This is a genomic window from Variovorax sp. PAMC26660, from assembly GCF_014302995.1.
Lineage (GTDB): Bacteria > Pseudomonadota > Gammaproteobacteria > Burkholderiales > Burkholderiaceae_C > Variovorax.
Genome location: NZ_CP060295.1, coordinates 1,795,296 through 1,810,297, shown reverse-complemented (window position 1 = coordinate 1,810,297; position 15,002 = coordinate 1,795,296). Strand labels below are relative to the sequence as shown.

General features: G+C 66.4%; 12 protein-coding genes. 7 read left to right on the top strand and 5 right to left on the bottom strand.

The window, feature by feature from the left end; all coding sequences use genetic code 11:
* On the bottom strand, positions 1–1,371 hold the full coding sequence (locus H7F35_RS08635; protein ID WP_187112497.1) for a sensor histidine kinase: 1,371 nt from the start codon (positions 1,369–1,371) through the stop codon (positions 1–3).
* On the bottom strand, positions 1,368–2,042 hold the full coding sequence (locus H7F35_RS08630; RefSeq protein WP_187112496.1) for a response regulator transcription factor: 675 nt from the start codon (positions 2,040–2,042) through the stop codon (positions 1,368–1,370). Before H7F35_RS08630 ends, H7F35_RS08635 begins: the two co-directional genes overlap by 4 nt.
* 105 nt (positions 2,043–2,147) lie before the next feature.
* Between H7F35_RS08630 and H7F35_RS08625 the strand changes: the two genes are divergently transcribed.
* Complete coding sequence (locus tag H7F35_RS08625) at positions 2,148–2,558, top strand: hypothetical protein (RefSeq protein WP_187112495.1); 411 nt, start codon at positions 2,148–2,150, stop codon at positions 2,556–2,558.
* Here the strand turns inward: H7F35_RS08625 and H7F35_RS08620 are convergent.
* The gene (locus H7F35_RS08620; RefSeq protein WP_187112494.1) at positions 2,512–4,578 is read right to left on the bottom strand and encodes a prolyl oligopeptidase family serine peptidase; all 2,067 of its coding nucleotides are present in this window, start codon (positions 4,576–4,578) and stop codon (positions 2,512–2,514) included. The genes H7F35_RS08625 and H7F35_RS08620 overlap by 47 nt on opposite strands.
* 249 nt (positions 4,579–4,827) lie before the next feature.
* Here H7F35_RS08620 and H7F35_RS08615 point away from each other — a divergent pair, with 249 nt between their 5' ends.
* From H7F35_RS08615 to H7F35_RS08590, 6 genes are all read left to right on the top strand, one after another.
* Complete coding sequence (locus H7F35_RS08615) at positions 4,828–6,516, top strand: WS/DGAT/MGAT family O-acyltransferase (protein WP_187112493.1); 1,689 nt, start codon at positions 4,828–4,830, stop codon at positions 6,514–6,516.
* A gap of 141 nt (positions 6,517–6,657) precedes the next feature.
* On the top strand, positions 6,658–7,218 hold the full coding sequence (locus H7F35_RS08610; protein ID WP_187112492.1) for a hypothetical protein: 561 nt from the start codon (positions 6,658–6,660) through the stop codon (positions 7,216–7,218).
* Between the two features lie 52 nt (positions 7,219–7,270).
* The gene (locus tag H7F35_RS08605; protein ID WP_187112491.1) at positions 7,271–7,759 is read left to right on the top strand and encodes a phasin family protein; all 489 of its coding nucleotides are present in this window, start codon (positions 7,271–7,273) and stop codon (positions 7,757–7,759) included.
* 23 nt (positions 7,760–7,782) lie between these two features.
* Complete coding sequence (locus H7F35_RS08600) at positions 7,783–8,418, top strand: TetR/AcrR family transcriptional regulator (RefSeq protein WP_187112490.1); 636 nt, start codon at positions 7,783–7,785, stop codon at positions 8,416–8,418.
* Between the two features lie 86 nt (positions 8,419–8,504).
* A complete protein-coding gene (locus H7F35_RS08595; RefSeq protein ID WP_187112489.1) occupies positions 8,505–9,278 on the top strand; it encodes an esterase/lipase family protein in 774 nt (257 codons plus the stop codon).
* A gap of 175 nt (positions 9,279–9,453) precedes the next feature.
* Positions 9,454–10,029, top strand: a complete 576-nt coding sequence (locus H7F35_RS08590; RefSeq protein ID WP_187112488.1) for a hypothetical protein — start codon at positions 9,454–9,456, stop codon at positions 10,027–10,029.
* A gap of 25 nt (positions 10,030–10,054) precedes the next feature.
* Here H7F35_RS08590 and H7F35_RS08585 read toward each other — a convergent pair whose 3' ends face one another.
* Both H7F35_RS08585 and H7F35_RS08580 read right to left on the bottom strand, forming a co-directional pair.
* Positions 10,055–13,276, bottom strand: coding sequence for a bifunctional cytochrome P450/NADPH--P450 reductase (locus H7F35_RS08585; RefSeq protein ID WP_187112487.1), 3,222 nt, complete (start codon positions 13,274–13,276; stop codon positions 10,055–10,057).
* Positions 13,277–13,726: 450 nt separating this feature from the next.
* The gene (locus tag H7F35_RS08580) at positions 13,727–14,983 is read right to left on the bottom strand and encodes a branched-chain amino acid ABC transporter substrate-binding protein (protein ID WP_187112486.1); all 1,257 of its coding nucleotides are present in this window, start codon (positions 14,981–14,983) and stop codon (positions 13,727–13,729) included.
* Positions 14,984–15,002: the final 19 nt, after the last annotated feature.

The window sequence follows — 15,002 nt, the reverse complement described above, 5'->3', positions numbered from 1 at the left end:
TCAGTGGTGGAAAGGTGCAGGGACGCCGGCCAGCGGCAGGCGCATGCGGAACAGCGTGCCGCCCTCGGGGCCGTCGTGCACCGAGACTTCGCCGCCGTGCAGGCGCACGATCTCTTGCACCAGGCTCAGCCCGAGCCCGGCACCGGGACCGGTGGCGTGCACGCGGTAGAAGGGCTTGAAGACGTGCGCGCGCTGCGCCGCAGGAATGCCGGGCCCGTCGTCGATCACGTCGACATGGCCCGTCGCATCGACCCGCACCACCACGTTGCCTTGTCCGCCCGCGTGGTCGATCGCGTTCTGCACGAGGTTGGTCAGCGCGCGCGCCAGCGCATCGCGGTCGCCTTCCGTTTCAACGAAGGGGGTCTGCGCCTCGAACGAAATTTCGTAGCCCGCTGCAAGAGCCAGCGGCGCCATCTCGGCGACCACGTCGCGCGCCATCTCCACCAGGTCGACAGGTTGCAGCCGGTCCGCGCGGCCCTTCATGCGCTGCAGGTCCAGCAACTGGCCCGCCAGCACCGACAGGCGCGCGGCGTCAGCCAACAGGCGGTGCTTGTCGGGGCTGTCCGGCATGTTCTCCAACCGGGTGTTCAGGATCGCCAGCGGCGTGCGCAGCTCGTGCGCGGCATCGGCCAGAAAGCGCTCGTGGCGCGCATGGCCGTCGTCCAGCCGCTGCAGCGCGTCGTTGAAGGCGCCCACCAGCGTCGCCACCTCGCCCGGCACATCGGACAGCGGCAGGCGCACGCCGCGCTGGTCGGCGTCGATCTGGCCTGCGCGCGCCGCGGCGGCGTTCAGTCCGGCCAGGGTCCGTTTCACCACGAAGTGCGTGGCCAGCAGCGTCGCCGCGATGGTGATGGCCATGATCGGCAGTACCAGCTGGACCAGGAGCAGCAACAACGCAAGGCCCAGGTAGCGCCAGGTGATGGGGCTGTCGGGGCCGGTGAGGATCTGCACGTCGCCCGCGGCCGAGTCCACCCAGCGCATGCGCGCGGCCTGCCGTGGCGGATCGCCGATGTTCCAGCCCAGCCGTGCCTGGCGAACCGTATCGAGCGCGTCGCCGATGCGCGCGAACTCGGGCGGTATCTGGCCTTCGACCACTTGCCCGCCCTGGTGGTCCCGGATCGAGAACCAGAGATGCGGCACGGTCCTGCGCAGCGCAACCAGCCGCCGGGTCGGCCGCATGTGGAGCTTGCCGGCCGCATCGCGCGCCACCGCCTCCTGCAGGACCTCGACGGTGTTCTCCGTCGAGCTGAAATCGACCAGGTGCCCCGACGCCACCAGCGCACCGATCACCACGAGCTGGATGGCGACCTGCAGCAGCACCAGTTGGCGGATCAGCCGGCGCTTGAGCGTGGGCGGTGCCAGCGGCTTCATGGTTGCTGCCGCAGCAGATAGCCGACGCCGCGGATGCTGCAGATCTCCACGCCGGCGCCGGTGTCCGCGAGCTTCTTGCGCAGGCGCGACACATGCGTGTCGAGGGCGTTCGACTGGATCTCGGCGTCGAAGCCGAACACCGCGCGCTCCAGCGCACCCCGCAGCACGGTGCGACCTGCGCGCCGCACCAGGGTTTCGAGCGCCAGCAGCTCGCGGCGTGGCAGTTCCATCCGCTGGCCGGCGACGCTGGCCTCGCAATGCGTGAAGTCGAAGGACAACGCCGCGATGTGCAGGGCGTCCGCCAGTGTCTCGGCGGGTCTTCGCAGCAGCGCGCGGATGCGGGCCAACAGTTCTTCGACCGCGAAGGGCTTGCCGAGGTAGTCGTCGGCGCCTGCGTCGAGCCCGGCCACGCGATCGTCCAGCGCATCGCGGGCCGTGAGCATGAGCACCGGCACGGGGTTGCCGGCGGCGCGCAGGTCCGACACCAGCGCCAGGCCATCGCCATCGGGCAGCCGGCGGTCGAGCACCAGCGCGTTGTAGGGCGTGGCGTCAGCGTAGCGCGCACCCTCGGCCAGCGTTTGCGCGTGGTCCACGAGGATGCCGCGCTTGTGCAGCGCAATGCGCAGCACCGACGCCATTTCGGGTTCGTCTTCCACCAGCAGGATGCGCACCGTGCATGTCCTTCCAAAAAAGCTGCATTGCCGGATGACCGGCGTGCTGCACTTTAGGCAGGCCGCATTGCATCAGTATTGCGTGCACCGGCTGGCGCCGACGCCATGTTCACGCCATGTTCGGGACAAAAGATCCGCCGCATCGCCAACGAACGACGCCCACGGGCGTGGGGAACAGACGCCATGCGCAACTTTTATACGGTCGAGCTTTTCGAGGTCGTCGTGCTGGCGATAGCGCTGCTGCTCGCTTCCGTGGCGGCGGCTGAAGTCGTCTCGGGCTTCGACCAGGAGCCGCCTGTCTACGACCCCTGCCGCGATGGCCGCAACAGCTACGGCAGGGCCATGGACTGCGGCGAGCTTCTGCGGCAGATGGATCGAGACGAAGAGCGGGAGCGCCGCCGTCGTGACGACGCTCCCGACCGACGCGTCTACGACCCTTGCCGGGATGGGCGCTACAGCACCGGCCGTGCTATCGAATGTGATGCCACAGGTAGGCGTAGCCCAGCGCGTCCATGAAGGCCGACTCCTTGTTGTCCGTCGCCGCGCTGTGGCCGCCTTCCATGTTCTCGTAGAAGCTGCTGTCGTATCCAAGGGCGACCATCTTCGCGTGCATCTTGCGCGCGTGCACCGGGCCCACGCGGTCGTCGCGCGTCGAGGTGGTGAAGAGGGCTGGCGGATAGGTCTGGCCCGGCTTCGCGTTCTCGTACGGCGAGAAGGTCTTGAGCCATTCCCACTCTTCGGGCTGGTCCGGGTCGCCGTACTCGGCGATCCACGAGGCGCCGGCCGACAGGTGCGTGTAGCGCTTCATGTCGAGCAGCGCCACTTCGCTCACGATGGCGCCGTAGAGCTGCGGGTAGAGCGTGAGCATGTTGCCCATCAGCAAGCCGCCGTTGCTGCCGCCCATCGCGCCCAGGTGCGCAGGCGAGGTGATGTTGCGCGCGAACAGGTCTTCGGACACGGCCGCGAAGTCTTCGCAGGTGCGCAGCCGGTTCTCTTGCAATGCGGCCTGGTGCCAGCGTGGGCCGTACTCGCCCCCGCCACGGATGTTGGCGATGACGTACACGCCGCCCTGGTCGAGCCACGCGCGGCCGATGCTGCCGCTGTAGCTTGGCTGCAGCGAAATCTCGAAACCGCCGTAGGCGTACTGCAGCGTCGGGTTCTTGCCGTTGGCGACCAGGTCTTTCGCGGCGATCTCGAAGTAGGGCACACGCGTGCCGTCCTTCGAGGTCGTGAAATGCTGGCTCACGCCGTAGCGCGAGGCGTCGAAGAAGCCGGGGCTGTCTTTCAGCACCTGGGGCTCGCCCTGGCCGATGGTGCCGATGTAGAGCGTGGTCGGCTGCAGGAAGCCGCTCACGGTCAGGAAGTAGTCGTCGTTCTCGTCTTCGTCGATGCCACCGGCGTCGATGGTCGAGAGCGCGGGTGCGCCGCCCAGGCCCTTGCGCTCCCACGCGCCCGTGCCGTTGGGCGGCGGCGTGAGCACTTCGAGCCGGTTCACCACGTCGTGCATCACGTTGACGATCAGGTGGTTGCGCGTCCATGAATGGCTGTCGAGCGCGGTGGTGTCGTCGGGCTCGAACAGCACCGTGATCTCGCGCTTGCCCGCCATGAAGTCGTTGAACTTCGCGGCCAGCAGCGAGCCCGAGGTGTAGGTGGTGCCGCCCACGGTCCAGTCTTCGCGCGGCTCGATCAGCATCCACTCGCGCGTGACCTCCATGTTGGAGTCGTCGGGCACGTCGATCTTGACGAGCTGGCCGTCGCTGCCGCGCAGCCATGTTTCGCTGTCGTAGAAGTCGATCTGGCGCGAGACGAAGTCGCGCTCGAAGCCGGGCGTGTTGTCGCGGTAGGCGCTGACCGACATGTCCTCGTGCGCGCCTTCGTACACCGTGACGGCGCTGGCCAGCGGCGTGCCGCGCTGCCATTCCTTGACGATGCGCGGGTAGCTGGAGCTGGTCATCGAGCCGGGGCCGAAGTCGGTGGCCACGTAGAGGTGGTCGATGTCTTTCCATCCCACGTGGTTCTTGGCCTCGGGCAGCGTGAAGCCGCCTTCGACGAACTGCTTGCTTTCGAGGTCGAACTCGCGCACCACATCGGCATCGGCGCCACCGCGCGACAGCGAAACCAGGCAGCGCTTGTAGTCGGGGTCGAGGCAGTCGGCGCCGTGCCATACCCAGTTCTCGCCATCGGCTGCGGCCAGCGCGTCGATGTCGAGCACGGTCTCCCATGCGGGCTGGGGCTTGCGGTACTCGGCCAGCGTGGTGCGGCGCCAGAGGCCCTTCGGATGCGTCTTGTCGCGCCAGAAGTTGTAGTAGCCGGGGCCGATCTTGCGGACCATCGGGATGCGCTCGTCGGAGTCGAGCACTTCGAGGATGCCCTGTTCGAGCGCGTTGAACGCGGGCGACTGCGCATAGGCCTGCACGGTCTTCGCGTTCTCCTGCCGGGCCCAGGCCAGTTGCGCATCGCCGTCGATGTCTTCGAGCCAGAGGTGTTCGTCGTCTTGCTGCGGGGCTTGCTGCTGCGGAGGGAGGCTTGATGTCATGGGCCCAGTGTACGAAGCCCCCGTGAAAGAAAGGTCTGTGAGCCTTTGTTCGGGCCCGCGCCGGCGCCCGATCGGTAGCGCGCTACGTTTGTGCCAACGCACCACGGGCACTTTGGCATTACTTGGGGCAAACCCCTGTCTCGCCGGTGCCTTCCCCCCGGTGGAAACACTGAAGAAGGCGAGGCCCCTAAATGCGATGTGCACGGTATCCTGCCAATCGGCGCATGCCCCACCAAGGAGACACGACACATGAAACACCTGAGCGGACTTGATGCCACCTTCCTGCACCTGGAAACACCAGAGATGCCGATGCACGTGGGCTCGCTCAACGTGCTGGACCTGCCCAAGGGCTACAAGGGCGACTTCTACGAAGACGCCAAGAGTTTCATGGCCAACCGCATCCACCTGGCCGATGTGTTCACGCGCAAGCTCGCGCTCATGCCCTTCGACATGTCCAACCCGGTGTGGGTGGACGACGAGGACATCGACATCGACTACCACGTGCGCCACATCACGCTGCCCAAGCCCGGCACCAACCGGCAGTTGCAGCAGTACGTGGCGCGGCTGCATTCCACGCTCATCGACCGCAGCCGGCCGATGTGGGAGTTCTTCATCATCGACGGCCTGCAGAGCGGCCAGGTGGCGCTCTACACCAAGGTGCACCATGCGGGCATCGACGGGCAGGCCGGCGTGGAAGTGGGCAAGGCGATCTTCGACCTCGAGGCCACCGGCCGTGTGGTGAAGCCGCCGCGCTCGCGTCCGCGCGGCAACGGCTACCAGCTCGGCATGGCCGAACTTGCCACCGCGGCGCTGCGCAACACGGCGCAGCAGTACATCAAGCTCTTCAAGATGGCGCCGGCCATCGCGCGAGCGATCGGCGGCCTTGCCAAGCCCGATGAAAAGGCGGCCGAGAAGGCCGCAGCCGGCGCGCCGAAGAAGTTCAACCTCTTCGCGCCGCGCACCTCGCTCAACGTGTCGATCACCAACCAGCGCACCTTTGCCGGCCGCACCATCTCGCTGGCCGAGACCAAGTACATCGCCAAGCACTTCGGCGTGTCGCTCAACGACGTGGTCATGGCCACCGTGGCCGGTGCGTTGCGCCACTACCTGGCCGACAACAACGAACTGCCCGCCAAGCCGCTGGTGGCCGGCGTGCCCGTGAGCCTGCGCGAAGCCGGCGACGACACGGCCAACAACCAGGCCAGCATGATCCTGGTGAGCCTGGCGACCGACATCACCGACCCGATCCAGCGGCTGAAGGCGATCAACGCCTCGTCGACCAGCTCGAAATCGACGATGAACCGCTTCAAGGCCGTGATCCTGGACGACTTCCCGACCTTCGCGGCGCCCTGGCTGGTGTCGGGCATCGCCTCGATGGTGGGGCGCTCGGGCCTCGTGAACCTGCTGCCGCCGGCGGCCAATGTGGCCATCTCCAACGTGGCAGGCGCGCCGTTCCCGATGTACTTTGCGGGCGCGCTCGTGACCTGCTACTACCCGGTGTCGATCGCCAGCCATGGCACGGCCCTGAACGTGACGGTGCAGAGCTACAACGGTCGCATGGACTACGGCCTGATCGCTTGCCGCCGCGCCGTGCCCGATATCACCGAGATCGGCGACTACATGCTGGCCGAGCACAAGCTGCTGATGGACCTGACGCACAAGCACCCGGCCGCTGCAGGGGCTGCTGCCGCGCCTGCGAAGGCTGCGGCAAGCCCGGCGCCAGCCGCCGAGCCTGCGCCTGCCGCCAAGAAGCCCGCAGCGCGCAAGAAGGCGCCCGTGAGCGCGAGCCGCAAGACGGCGGCCACGCCGGTGAAGGCGGCAGCGAAGAAGGCTCCGGCAAAGACCGCTGCCAAGGCGGCCATCAAGCCCGTGGCCCGCAAGGCCGCCGCAGCCCCGGCCAAGCGCGCCAGGGCTTCTTCCAGGGCCGCTGCGGCATGATCGGCGGCCAAGCCTGCAGAAAATTGGGGCAGTTGGACTAGATTTCCGACGGTTCTAGTTTTCCAGGCCTAGGCCCTGCGCAAGAAGATAGGCCCATCGCGATTCCCCGCGAACGAGCCCGTCAACTTCAAGGAAATCACCATGTCCACCACGCAAACCACCATCGCTTCCGCCGCCATCCACGTCGTCGGCCAGTACAACGACGCAGGCAAGACCCTGGTCGGCGCCTACCGCACCGGCGTGCATCGCCTGCTGGGCGGCGCCGCTTCGCGCTACAGCAACTTCCTGGGCAACCGCCAGATCCCGCTGATGAGCGCGCAGGTCAAGGCCAACCTGATCGGCGCGCAGGAAAAGATCAACGGTTTCCTGGCCAACCGCCTGGACATCGACACCAGCCGCATCGTGAACGTGATGGACCGCGTTGCCGCCGGCACCACCAGCGGCATTGAAACCGTGGCCGGCCGCGTGGCCCGCGTCGAATCGCCGGTGGCCACTTCGGTCATCAACACCCTGAGCGCCATCCACCAGCCGATCGCCACTGTCTCGGTGCAGATCGCCGACAAGATCGTCGCCGGCACCAAGCAGATCGAAGCACGCGTCGGCGGCGAAGCCGTTGTTGCCAAGCCGGTGCGTACCGTGAAGGCCAAGGTCGCTGCGGCCAAGAAGCCGGTTCGCCGCGCTGCTGCCCGCAAGGCAGCCTGACCCCCGGGGCGCCCGGCGCCCCTTTTCTTTTTTCCGGCATCTGGAGCACTGCATGGCGACCCGTCCTGACGAAACTGCAAAGTTGAAGAAGAAGGCGGTGCCTGCAAAGAAGGCGCCAGCGGCCAGGAAGAAAGCAGCGCCCCGCAAGGCGGCGCCCGCTGCAAAGAAAGTCGCCGCACCCGGCAAGGCCGAAGTCCTGCTGCGTGCCGGCCTCAAGGCGCTGGACAACGTGCGCAACGACGTCGCCAAGCGCCAGGCCAACGTGATCGAAGGTCTGCTCGGCATCGGGCACGGCAAGGTCGATGCAACGGGTGCCAAGGCGCCGCTCACGCGCGGCTTTCCCAGCCTCGACAGCTTCGGCATCCGCAAGTTCGAGGACGTGTTCGACCAGCGCGTTGCCACCGCCATGCAGCGCCTGGGCATGCCGAGTGCACAGGAAGTGCAGGCATTGCGCGACGAGGTCGCGCAACTGCGCGAACGCCTCGCAAACTTAGAGAGGCCCGTCGCCGGCCCGCGTGGCAGCAGCGGCGGCAAACGCTGAGCGGCCCACAGCACCCCCCGGTTGTGGCCAGTTCCAACACCACGCGCGATCGCATCCTGCAGACCAGCCTTGCGCTGTTCAATGCAGAAGGCCTCGCCGCCGTGTCGACGCACAAGATCGCAGCCGAGCTGGGCATGAGCCCGGGCAACCTGCATTACCACTTCAAGGCCAAGCAACTGATCGTTGAATGGCTGTTCCGCCGCTTCGAGCAGCGCATGGAAGCGCTCAACGGCTCGTCGGCCACCATTGCCGCCATCGACGACCTCTGGCTCGCGCTGCACCTGCGCTTCGAGGCCATCGACGAATACCGTTTCATCTACCGCGACATGGCCTTCCTGGCCAGCGAATACCCGGCACTGGGGCAGCGCGCACAGGCGCTCACCGCGCAGAACCTGCTCGCGGCGCAGGCGCTGTGCGAAGGGCTGGTGGCCTCGGGCGTGATCGAGACCAGCGCCGAGCAGGCCCGCATCCTGGCGCTGCAGATGGTCTTCACCACCACCTGCTGGCTGTCTTTCGAGCGGCTCGTGCCGGGGCGCGACGCGCTGGCGCAGGCTGACCCCGGTTTGGCGGCTTTCTACACGCTCACGCTGGTTTCTCCGTATGTTTCCAGCGAATCAAGGGCTTACCTTGATTACCTGAGGGGCAAATACCTCGGATAAATGTCGCTGTTGTCCGACGGGGCATTGGCTCCAGCAGCCCCAACTTCGTCCTGAAGAAGATAAAACCAAAAAAGGAAACATCCATCATGACCACCGCCACCCGTGACCACATCGCGCCACCCTCGCGCCTGCTCTTGCTGGCCGAGGCCCGTGCCCTCTGGGAAACCGGCGCCGGCATCGCCATGTGGCCGCTGCTGCAGCTCACGCCGCGCGGTGACGGGCATCCCGTGCTCGTGCTGCCAGGCCTGGTGGCCGGCGATGGATCGACCCTGCTGCTGCGCCGTTATTTGTGCAGCCGTGGCTATGACGCCCACGGCTGGGGCCTGGGCCGCAACCTCGGCCCGCGCGAGGGCGTGGAAGACGGCATGGTCCAGTTGCTGAAGACCCTGCACGAGAAGAGCGGCCAGAAGGTCAGCGTGATCGGCTGGAGCCTGGGTGGTGTCTATGCGCGCTTGCTGGCATCGGCGCAATCGGACCTGATCCGAAATGTCATCACACTGGGCAGCCCGTTCTCAGGCAGCCCGCGCGCGACCAACGCCTGGCGCGTGTACGAAGGCGTGAGCGGCCAGAGTTCGCATGACCCGCGCCGCATGAAGTTCGTGCAGCCCACGCCGCCGGTGCCGACCACTTCGATCTTCAGTCGCACCGATGGCGTGGTCGCCTGGCGTTGCAGCATCGAGAAGACCGGCCCGCAATCGGAAAACATCGAGGTCATGGCCAGCCACCTGGGATTGGGTGCGCACCCTGCCGTGCTGTACGCGGTAGCCGACCGGCTGGCGCAGCCCGAGGGCCAGTGGAAGCCCTTCAATCGCGGTTTGCTGGGGCCCCTGGTCTACCCGGACCCCGACCGCGAGATGTAGTAAGTCACGGAACCACAGCAAAGCCGGCAGCCGCCGGCTTTTTCATGGGGGTTCATGACTTCGGTACTGGTCGGAAAGAAGGCCCGCCAGAACAATGCCCGGCGCCATGAACTGCAATCCGCCTCGCATCTATCCCCGCATCACGCGTCCCGATTTTCTCCATGAATCCGAACCCATGCCCGACACGGCGCCCACGCCCACAGGCCACCACAGTGCGCAAGCGCCGGTCGCCCGGGCCATCGCCGGAGACGTCGATTTGCGCGTGACCTACGCCATCGACTTCCCCACGCAGCGCACCACGCTGACCCACGGGTACATGAAGCAACTGGGCCTCGATGCGCAAGGGCTGCATGCGCAGGCGGTCGACAACCTGCACCACAAGGCCGCCCCGAAAGCGGCCACGCAGGATCTCGTCGCGTACAAGGCCCTCGTGACAGGCGATGGCCTCGAAGCCTGCATGCTGTTGCTGCCGGACCTCTGGGCGAAGCTCTCGAACGGCTTCAAGGGCGAGCTGATCGCGGTGGTGCCAAGCAAGGACGCGCTCTATTTCATGGACAGCCAAGCCACGCTGACCGTCGCCGGCCAGCCCATTTCAACCACGACCCGGCTCGCGCTCATGTGTTCGGCCGCGGCCCGGGTCAAGGCCGAAGCCGGTGCACACGGCCTGTCGGACCAGGTGATCGCCCTGACCCCTGAAGGTTGGAAGGTGCGCGGCACCTTCGAGGCTCACGCGTCCGTGCTGCCGGCTTAGCGGCCGATCCGGCTTCTGCCGGCCGTCAGGTGCCGGCCCACACGTCCAGCACGTAGCGCTGGTCGGCAATCATCTTGTCCATCCACGCCGTGCTGTCGTGCCCGTGCTCGCGCGCCAGGTCACTCAGCGTGCGCCGCACATCGGGCTCCATGCGCGAGCCATCGCCGCACACATAAACCACGGCGCCCGCTTCCAGCAGCTTCCAGACATGCGCCGCCTGCTCGCGGATCAGGTCCTGTACATAGACCTTGCGTTCGCCCGAACGCGAGAAGGCGGTGTGCAGTTTCATCAGGCCGCGGTGCGACCAGGCCTTGAGTTCTTCCGCATAGATGAAGTCCTGCTCGGGATGCCTGCAGCCGAAGAACAGCATTGCCTCGCCGAGCGCCTCGCCGCGTTCGACCTGCGTGGCGCGCTCCTGCAGGAAGCCGCGAAACGGCGCAAGGCCGGTGCCGGGGCCGACCATGATCAGCGGGCGCATCGCGTCCTCGGGCAGCCGGAAGCCTTCGGCCGTGGTCTCGCGTATCACGCCGTGCACCGTGTCGCCCGCCTCGGCGCGCGCCAGGTAGTTGGAGCACACACCCTCGAAGGTGCCGTTGCCCGACAGCGCCGGTGCACTCACCACGCCCACCGTGACGCTGCAGCGGCCCGGCGTCATCGTCGGCGACGACGAGATCGAGTAGTAGCGCGGCGACAGCGGCGACAGCATTTCGAGGAACACCGCGAAAGGCACCTGGCAGGCGCGATGTTCTTCCAGCAGTTCGAGCAGCGACTTGCGCTTGTGAAGTACCTCGGCCTTGTACGCGGCCTGCGAGGCCTCGTCGCTGCCTGACAGCGCCACCAGCTTCGGCTTGGTGAAAGGGCATTCGGTGTGCGCCGCGAGCGTGGCGATCTGCTTGCGCGTGGCCACGTCCTGCAGCTCGACGTAATCGCCCAGCAGGCGGTCGACCGCGATCACCTCGTCGACCGGCAGCGCTGCCTTGCGTCCCGCACCCGCATGCAGTCGCACGTGCGTCGAGCGGTCGAAGCCGAAGCGCGCCATCGCGCGTTCGACCTGCGCGGGGCTGTTGCGCGGCACCACGCTCAGGTGATCGCCGGCGCGGTAGATCACGCCTTCGGGCAGCGTCAGCTCGACGTGGCGCGTGGAGCGTCCGCTCTCGGTGTCGCTGCCGGGGTTCTGCAGCTCGCGGTTTTCGATGACACGCAGGGCAACGGCGCCCAGCGCATCGACCAGCGCGTTCTTCTGCGGCGGCGGCAGCTCTTCGAGTGTGTAGAGCGGCTCGGCCTCCGCCGGCGTGTCCGCACCGGTCTTGATGTCGAAGGCCTTCACCAGTTCGGGCCAGAGCGCGTCGCTCCAGTCTTGAAAAGCGCCGTCCATGTCCTCGCGCGCATCGCCTTCGCCGCGCGGATGCACGCGCGTGGCGCCCAGTGCTTCGAGCCGTTCATCGATGCGGCGCGGCACGGCCTGGTAGGTCGCGGCCCAGTCGGTGTTGCCGCAGCCGAAGACGCTGAAGCGCACGCCGTTGAGCGAATCGTCGGCCTTGTCGAGCCAGCGATGGAACTCGGCCGCGTTGTCGGGCGCCACGCCGTTGTACGAGGCGCAGACGATCGCCACCGCGCCGTTGGCCGGCAGCCGCTCGGCATAGTCGTCGAGCGAGGCCAACTGGGTCGAGAAGCCGCGCAACTCGCCGGCCTCGGCCAGTTGGCGCGCGAGGTCTTCGGCCGTGCCGAGGTTGGAGCCCTGCAGCACCAGCAGCGAGGTGCCGTGGCGTGCCGCCTGCGGCTTGCGCGCGGCCGGCTGCGTGGACTGAGCGGGCGCGGCCACAGCATCGGCCATGTGGCCACGCGGGCGCGTGGCCGGGTCGCGCAGCAGCGCCTTGATCTTGAAGCCCTCGGGCTTGATCGTGAGCGCCTCCTTGATCTTGAGCTTGTAGTCCGTGTGATCGACGAGGTTGAAGCGTTGCAGGATCATGCCCAGCGTGAGCACGGCCTCTTGCAGTGCAAATTGCCGCCCGATGCACGCGCGCTGCCCGTTGCCGAAGGGCTTGAAGGCATTCATCGGCCGCTCGCGCTCGGCTTCGCGGCTGAAGTGGTCGGGGTTGAACTCGTCGGCGTCCTCGCCCCAGATGCTCTTGTCACGGTGCAGCGCCAGTGCATGCATGATGACCATGTTCTTCTTCTTGATCGTGTACTGGCCGCCGATGGTCGTGTCTTCCTTCGCGCGCATCGCGATGGCCGGTGCCGTCGGATACAGGCGCAGCGCCTCCTTCAGCACCTGCATCACGTACTGCAGGCGATTGACCTGCGCATAGGTCGGCTTCTGCGTGGTGTCGGGGCCGAACACGCTGTCGACCTCGGCCTGCGCCTTGGCCAGGGCCTCGGGGTTCTTCAGCAGGAAGTAGGTGGCAAAAGACAGCAGGCCGCTGGTGGTTTCGTGTCCTGCGATGAGAAATTCGATGCACTCGTCGCGGATCATCTTGTCGTCGAGCTTCTCGCCGCTTTTCTTGTCCACGCCCGCGATCATGTAGCTCAGCAGGTCGGGCTTGGTGGCGATGTCGGCGCCGCTCGCGCGCCGCTCCTCGATGATGTCTTCGACCATCTTGTGCATGAAGCGGATGTCCTTGCGCTGCTGCGCCAGCTCCTTCTTCAGCATCAGCTCTTCCAATGGCAGGCCGCGGCGGTTCTGCACCGTCTCCAGCGTGCGCACCATCGCATCGACGAAGGGATGGAAGCCCTCGCGGTAGAACGAGTTGAAGCGGTAGCCGAAGCCGCACAGGCCGATGGTGTCGAGCGTGAGCGCGGTCATGTCGCGCACCACGTCCACTTCTTCGTCGAAGTTCAGGCGCTCCCACTTGGTGACCAGCTGGCTCGCGATGTCCAGCATCATCGGGTGGTAGGCCTGCATCGCGCGCTGGCTGAAGTTGGCCAAGAGGATGTTGTGCGGCTTCGACCAGGTCTCTTCATGCGTGTCGGAGGTGAAGAGCCCGTGCGATGCCGCGCGCAGCCTTCGCAGTGCGCCGCGCGTGCTCTTGTCGAAGCGTGCTTCTTCGCAGAGTTCATCGACCAGCGCGGGCGACGACACCACGATCACCGGCATGCCCGGCATGTCGAGCCAGTAGATGCCACCGAGGTCTTGCGCGATCTTCCACATGTCGAGCACGGGAGATTCGGAGCCGATCGACAGCAGGTTCCCGACGAAGGGTTTCTTTGCCGGATGCGGGATCGGGTGGAGCGAGTTTTTGCCTGCCATGGGTTTTTGTGCCTTTGGGATGGACCCGCTTCGGATGTCCGGGGTAACACTCGGAGTATCCCGATGGCACAGGGGGTGGGCAGGACGGGGTTTCCCTTAGCTCCGCTGCTGTTGCTGCTGGTTTCGTTGCTGCTGCTGTTCAGGGCGACGCTCACGCCGACACGGTGCTCTTTTTCGCGAATGTCCCCCGCTTCGCTCCTCCTTTATTTCGCGAAAAAGAGCCCCGTATCGGCGCGAGCGCTCAGAGCACTTGTTGATCGGCGATTACCAGCAGCGTGCCCATGTGCGAATGACGCCGGGTGCTCCCCGCAGCGAAATAAAGGAGGAGCGAAGCGGGGGACATTCGCGGAGGGGAGCACCTGGTGTCATTCGCACCCGCCCTGAACAGCGGCGCACAAACCGCAGCGCCCCGAACGCACCCACGAGAACTTCAGTCCTCATCAAAGAGCCTCAAGGCCGGACCATCTTGCAATCCGTGCCCTGTGCCAGTTCGTTCCCCGTATAGACCGCATCGGTGCGAAAACCGTAGTTCGTCCCTTCCCAGCCCACCTTCACGGACTTGCCATCCACCGGCGCAATGGTGTTGACCACCTGCGGCAACAGCAACTGATGGTCTTCGGCCCGCATGCGCACCGGCCCGACCACCGAATCGAAACTCAGGTCTTCGAGCGCACGCGCCACCTTCACCGTATCGGTTGAACCAGCCTTGTTGATGGCAGCCGCCAGCAGACGCGGCGTCATGTCGATGCGCGGCGCAAGAAAATCCTTGCCTGTCTTGGCCTTGTAGGCCTTGGCCAGCGCATCGACCTTCGGCGTGTCGGCCTCGCCCGGATGCCATTCGGCCACCCAGGTGAGCTGCCCCGTCTTCGCCTGCGACACCGCAGTGACCGTGCCCGGCACCGACCCCGCGCTGTGGTTGAAGTAGCGCAGGTTGTAGCCCGCGTCGCCCGCCGCCTTCAGCAGCAGCGTCATGTCCTGCCCCCAGTTGCCGGTGATGACCGAATCGGCGCCGCTCTGCCTGACGTTGGCGATGTAGGGCGCGAAGTCCTTCACGCGGCCGATGGGGTGCAGCGCCTCGCCGACGAACTGGATGTCGGGCCGCGCAAGGCCGACCATTTGCCGGCCGTAGCTCGCCCACTGCTTGCCGTGCGCATAGTCCTGGTTCAGCAGATAGACCTTCTTCACATCCGGCGTCTTCTTGATGTAGTTGGCCAGCGCCTTCATCTTCATCGCCGTGTTGGCCTCGGTCTGGAAGTGCCAGAAGCTGCAGGCCTTGCCGGTCATCTCGGGGTCGATCGAAGAGTGGTTCAGCACGATCAACTCCTTGCCCGGGTTGCGCTGGTTCCAGCGTGCCACCGACTGCACGAGCGCGGTGACCACCGACGAGCCCGAGCCGCCGGTCACGATGGCCCTGGCGCCCTGGTCGATGGCCGCCTGCAATGCGCTCTGGCTTTCCTGCGCCGACAGCTTGCTGTCGAACTGCAGCAGTTGCAGCTTGGTGCCGCCGAGTACGCCGCCCTTGGCGTTGATGTCCTCGATGGCGTACTGCGTGTGCATCAGCATCAGCTCGCCGACATTGGCAAAAGGGCCGGAGAGCGGATCGATGTAGGCGATCTTGTAGGTCTGCTGCTGGGCCTGGGCCGAGCCCGCGGTGGCCAGCAGGCAGGCAAGGGCGATCCGCGCCAATGGCGCACGATTGAACTTCATGGTTTGTCTCCGGGGATGG

Bases quoted from the DNA above. Each gene is read 5' to 3' on its own strand.
- H7F35_RS08635 (WP_187112497.1), bottom strand. From the start codon at position 1,371: ATGAAGCCGCTGGCACCGCCCACGCTCAAGCGCCGGCTGATCCGCCAA.
- H7F35_RS08625 (WP_187112495.1), top strand. From the start codon at position 2,148: ATGTTCACGCCATGTTCGGGACAAAAGATCCGCCGCATCGCCAACGAA.
- H7F35_RS08620 (WP_187112494.1), bottom strand. From the start codon at position 4,578: ATGACATCAAGCCTCCCTCCGCAGCAGCAAGCCCCGCAGCAAGACGAC.
- H7F35_RS08615 (WP_187112493.1), top strand. From the start codon at position 4,828: ATGAAACACCTGAGCGGACTTGATGCCACCTTCCTGCACCTGGAAACA.
- H7F35_RS08610 (WP_187112492.1), top strand. From the start codon at position 6,658: ATGTCCACCACGCAAACCACCATCGCTTCCGCCGCCATCCACGTCGTC.
- H7F35_RS08605 (WP_187112491.1), top strand. From the start codon at position 7,271: ATGGCGACCCGTCCTGACGAAACTGCAAAGTTGAAGAAGAAGGCGGTG.
- H7F35_RS08595 (WP_187112489.1), top strand. From the start codon at position 8,505: ATGACCACCGCCACCCGTGACCACATCGCGCCACCCTCGCGCCTGCTC.
- H7F35_RS08590 (WP_187112488.1), top strand. From the start codon at position 9,454: ATGCCCGACACGGCGCCCACGCCCACAGGCCACCACAGTGCGCAAGCG.
- H7F35_RS08585 (WP_187112487.1), bottom strand. From the start codon at position 13,276: ATGGCAGGCAAAAACTCGCTCCACCCGATCCCGCATCCGGCAAAGAAA.
- H7F35_RS08580 (WP_187112486.1), bottom strand. From the start codon at position 14,983: ATGAAGTTCAATCGTGCGCCATTGGCGCGGATCGCCCTTGCCTGCCTG.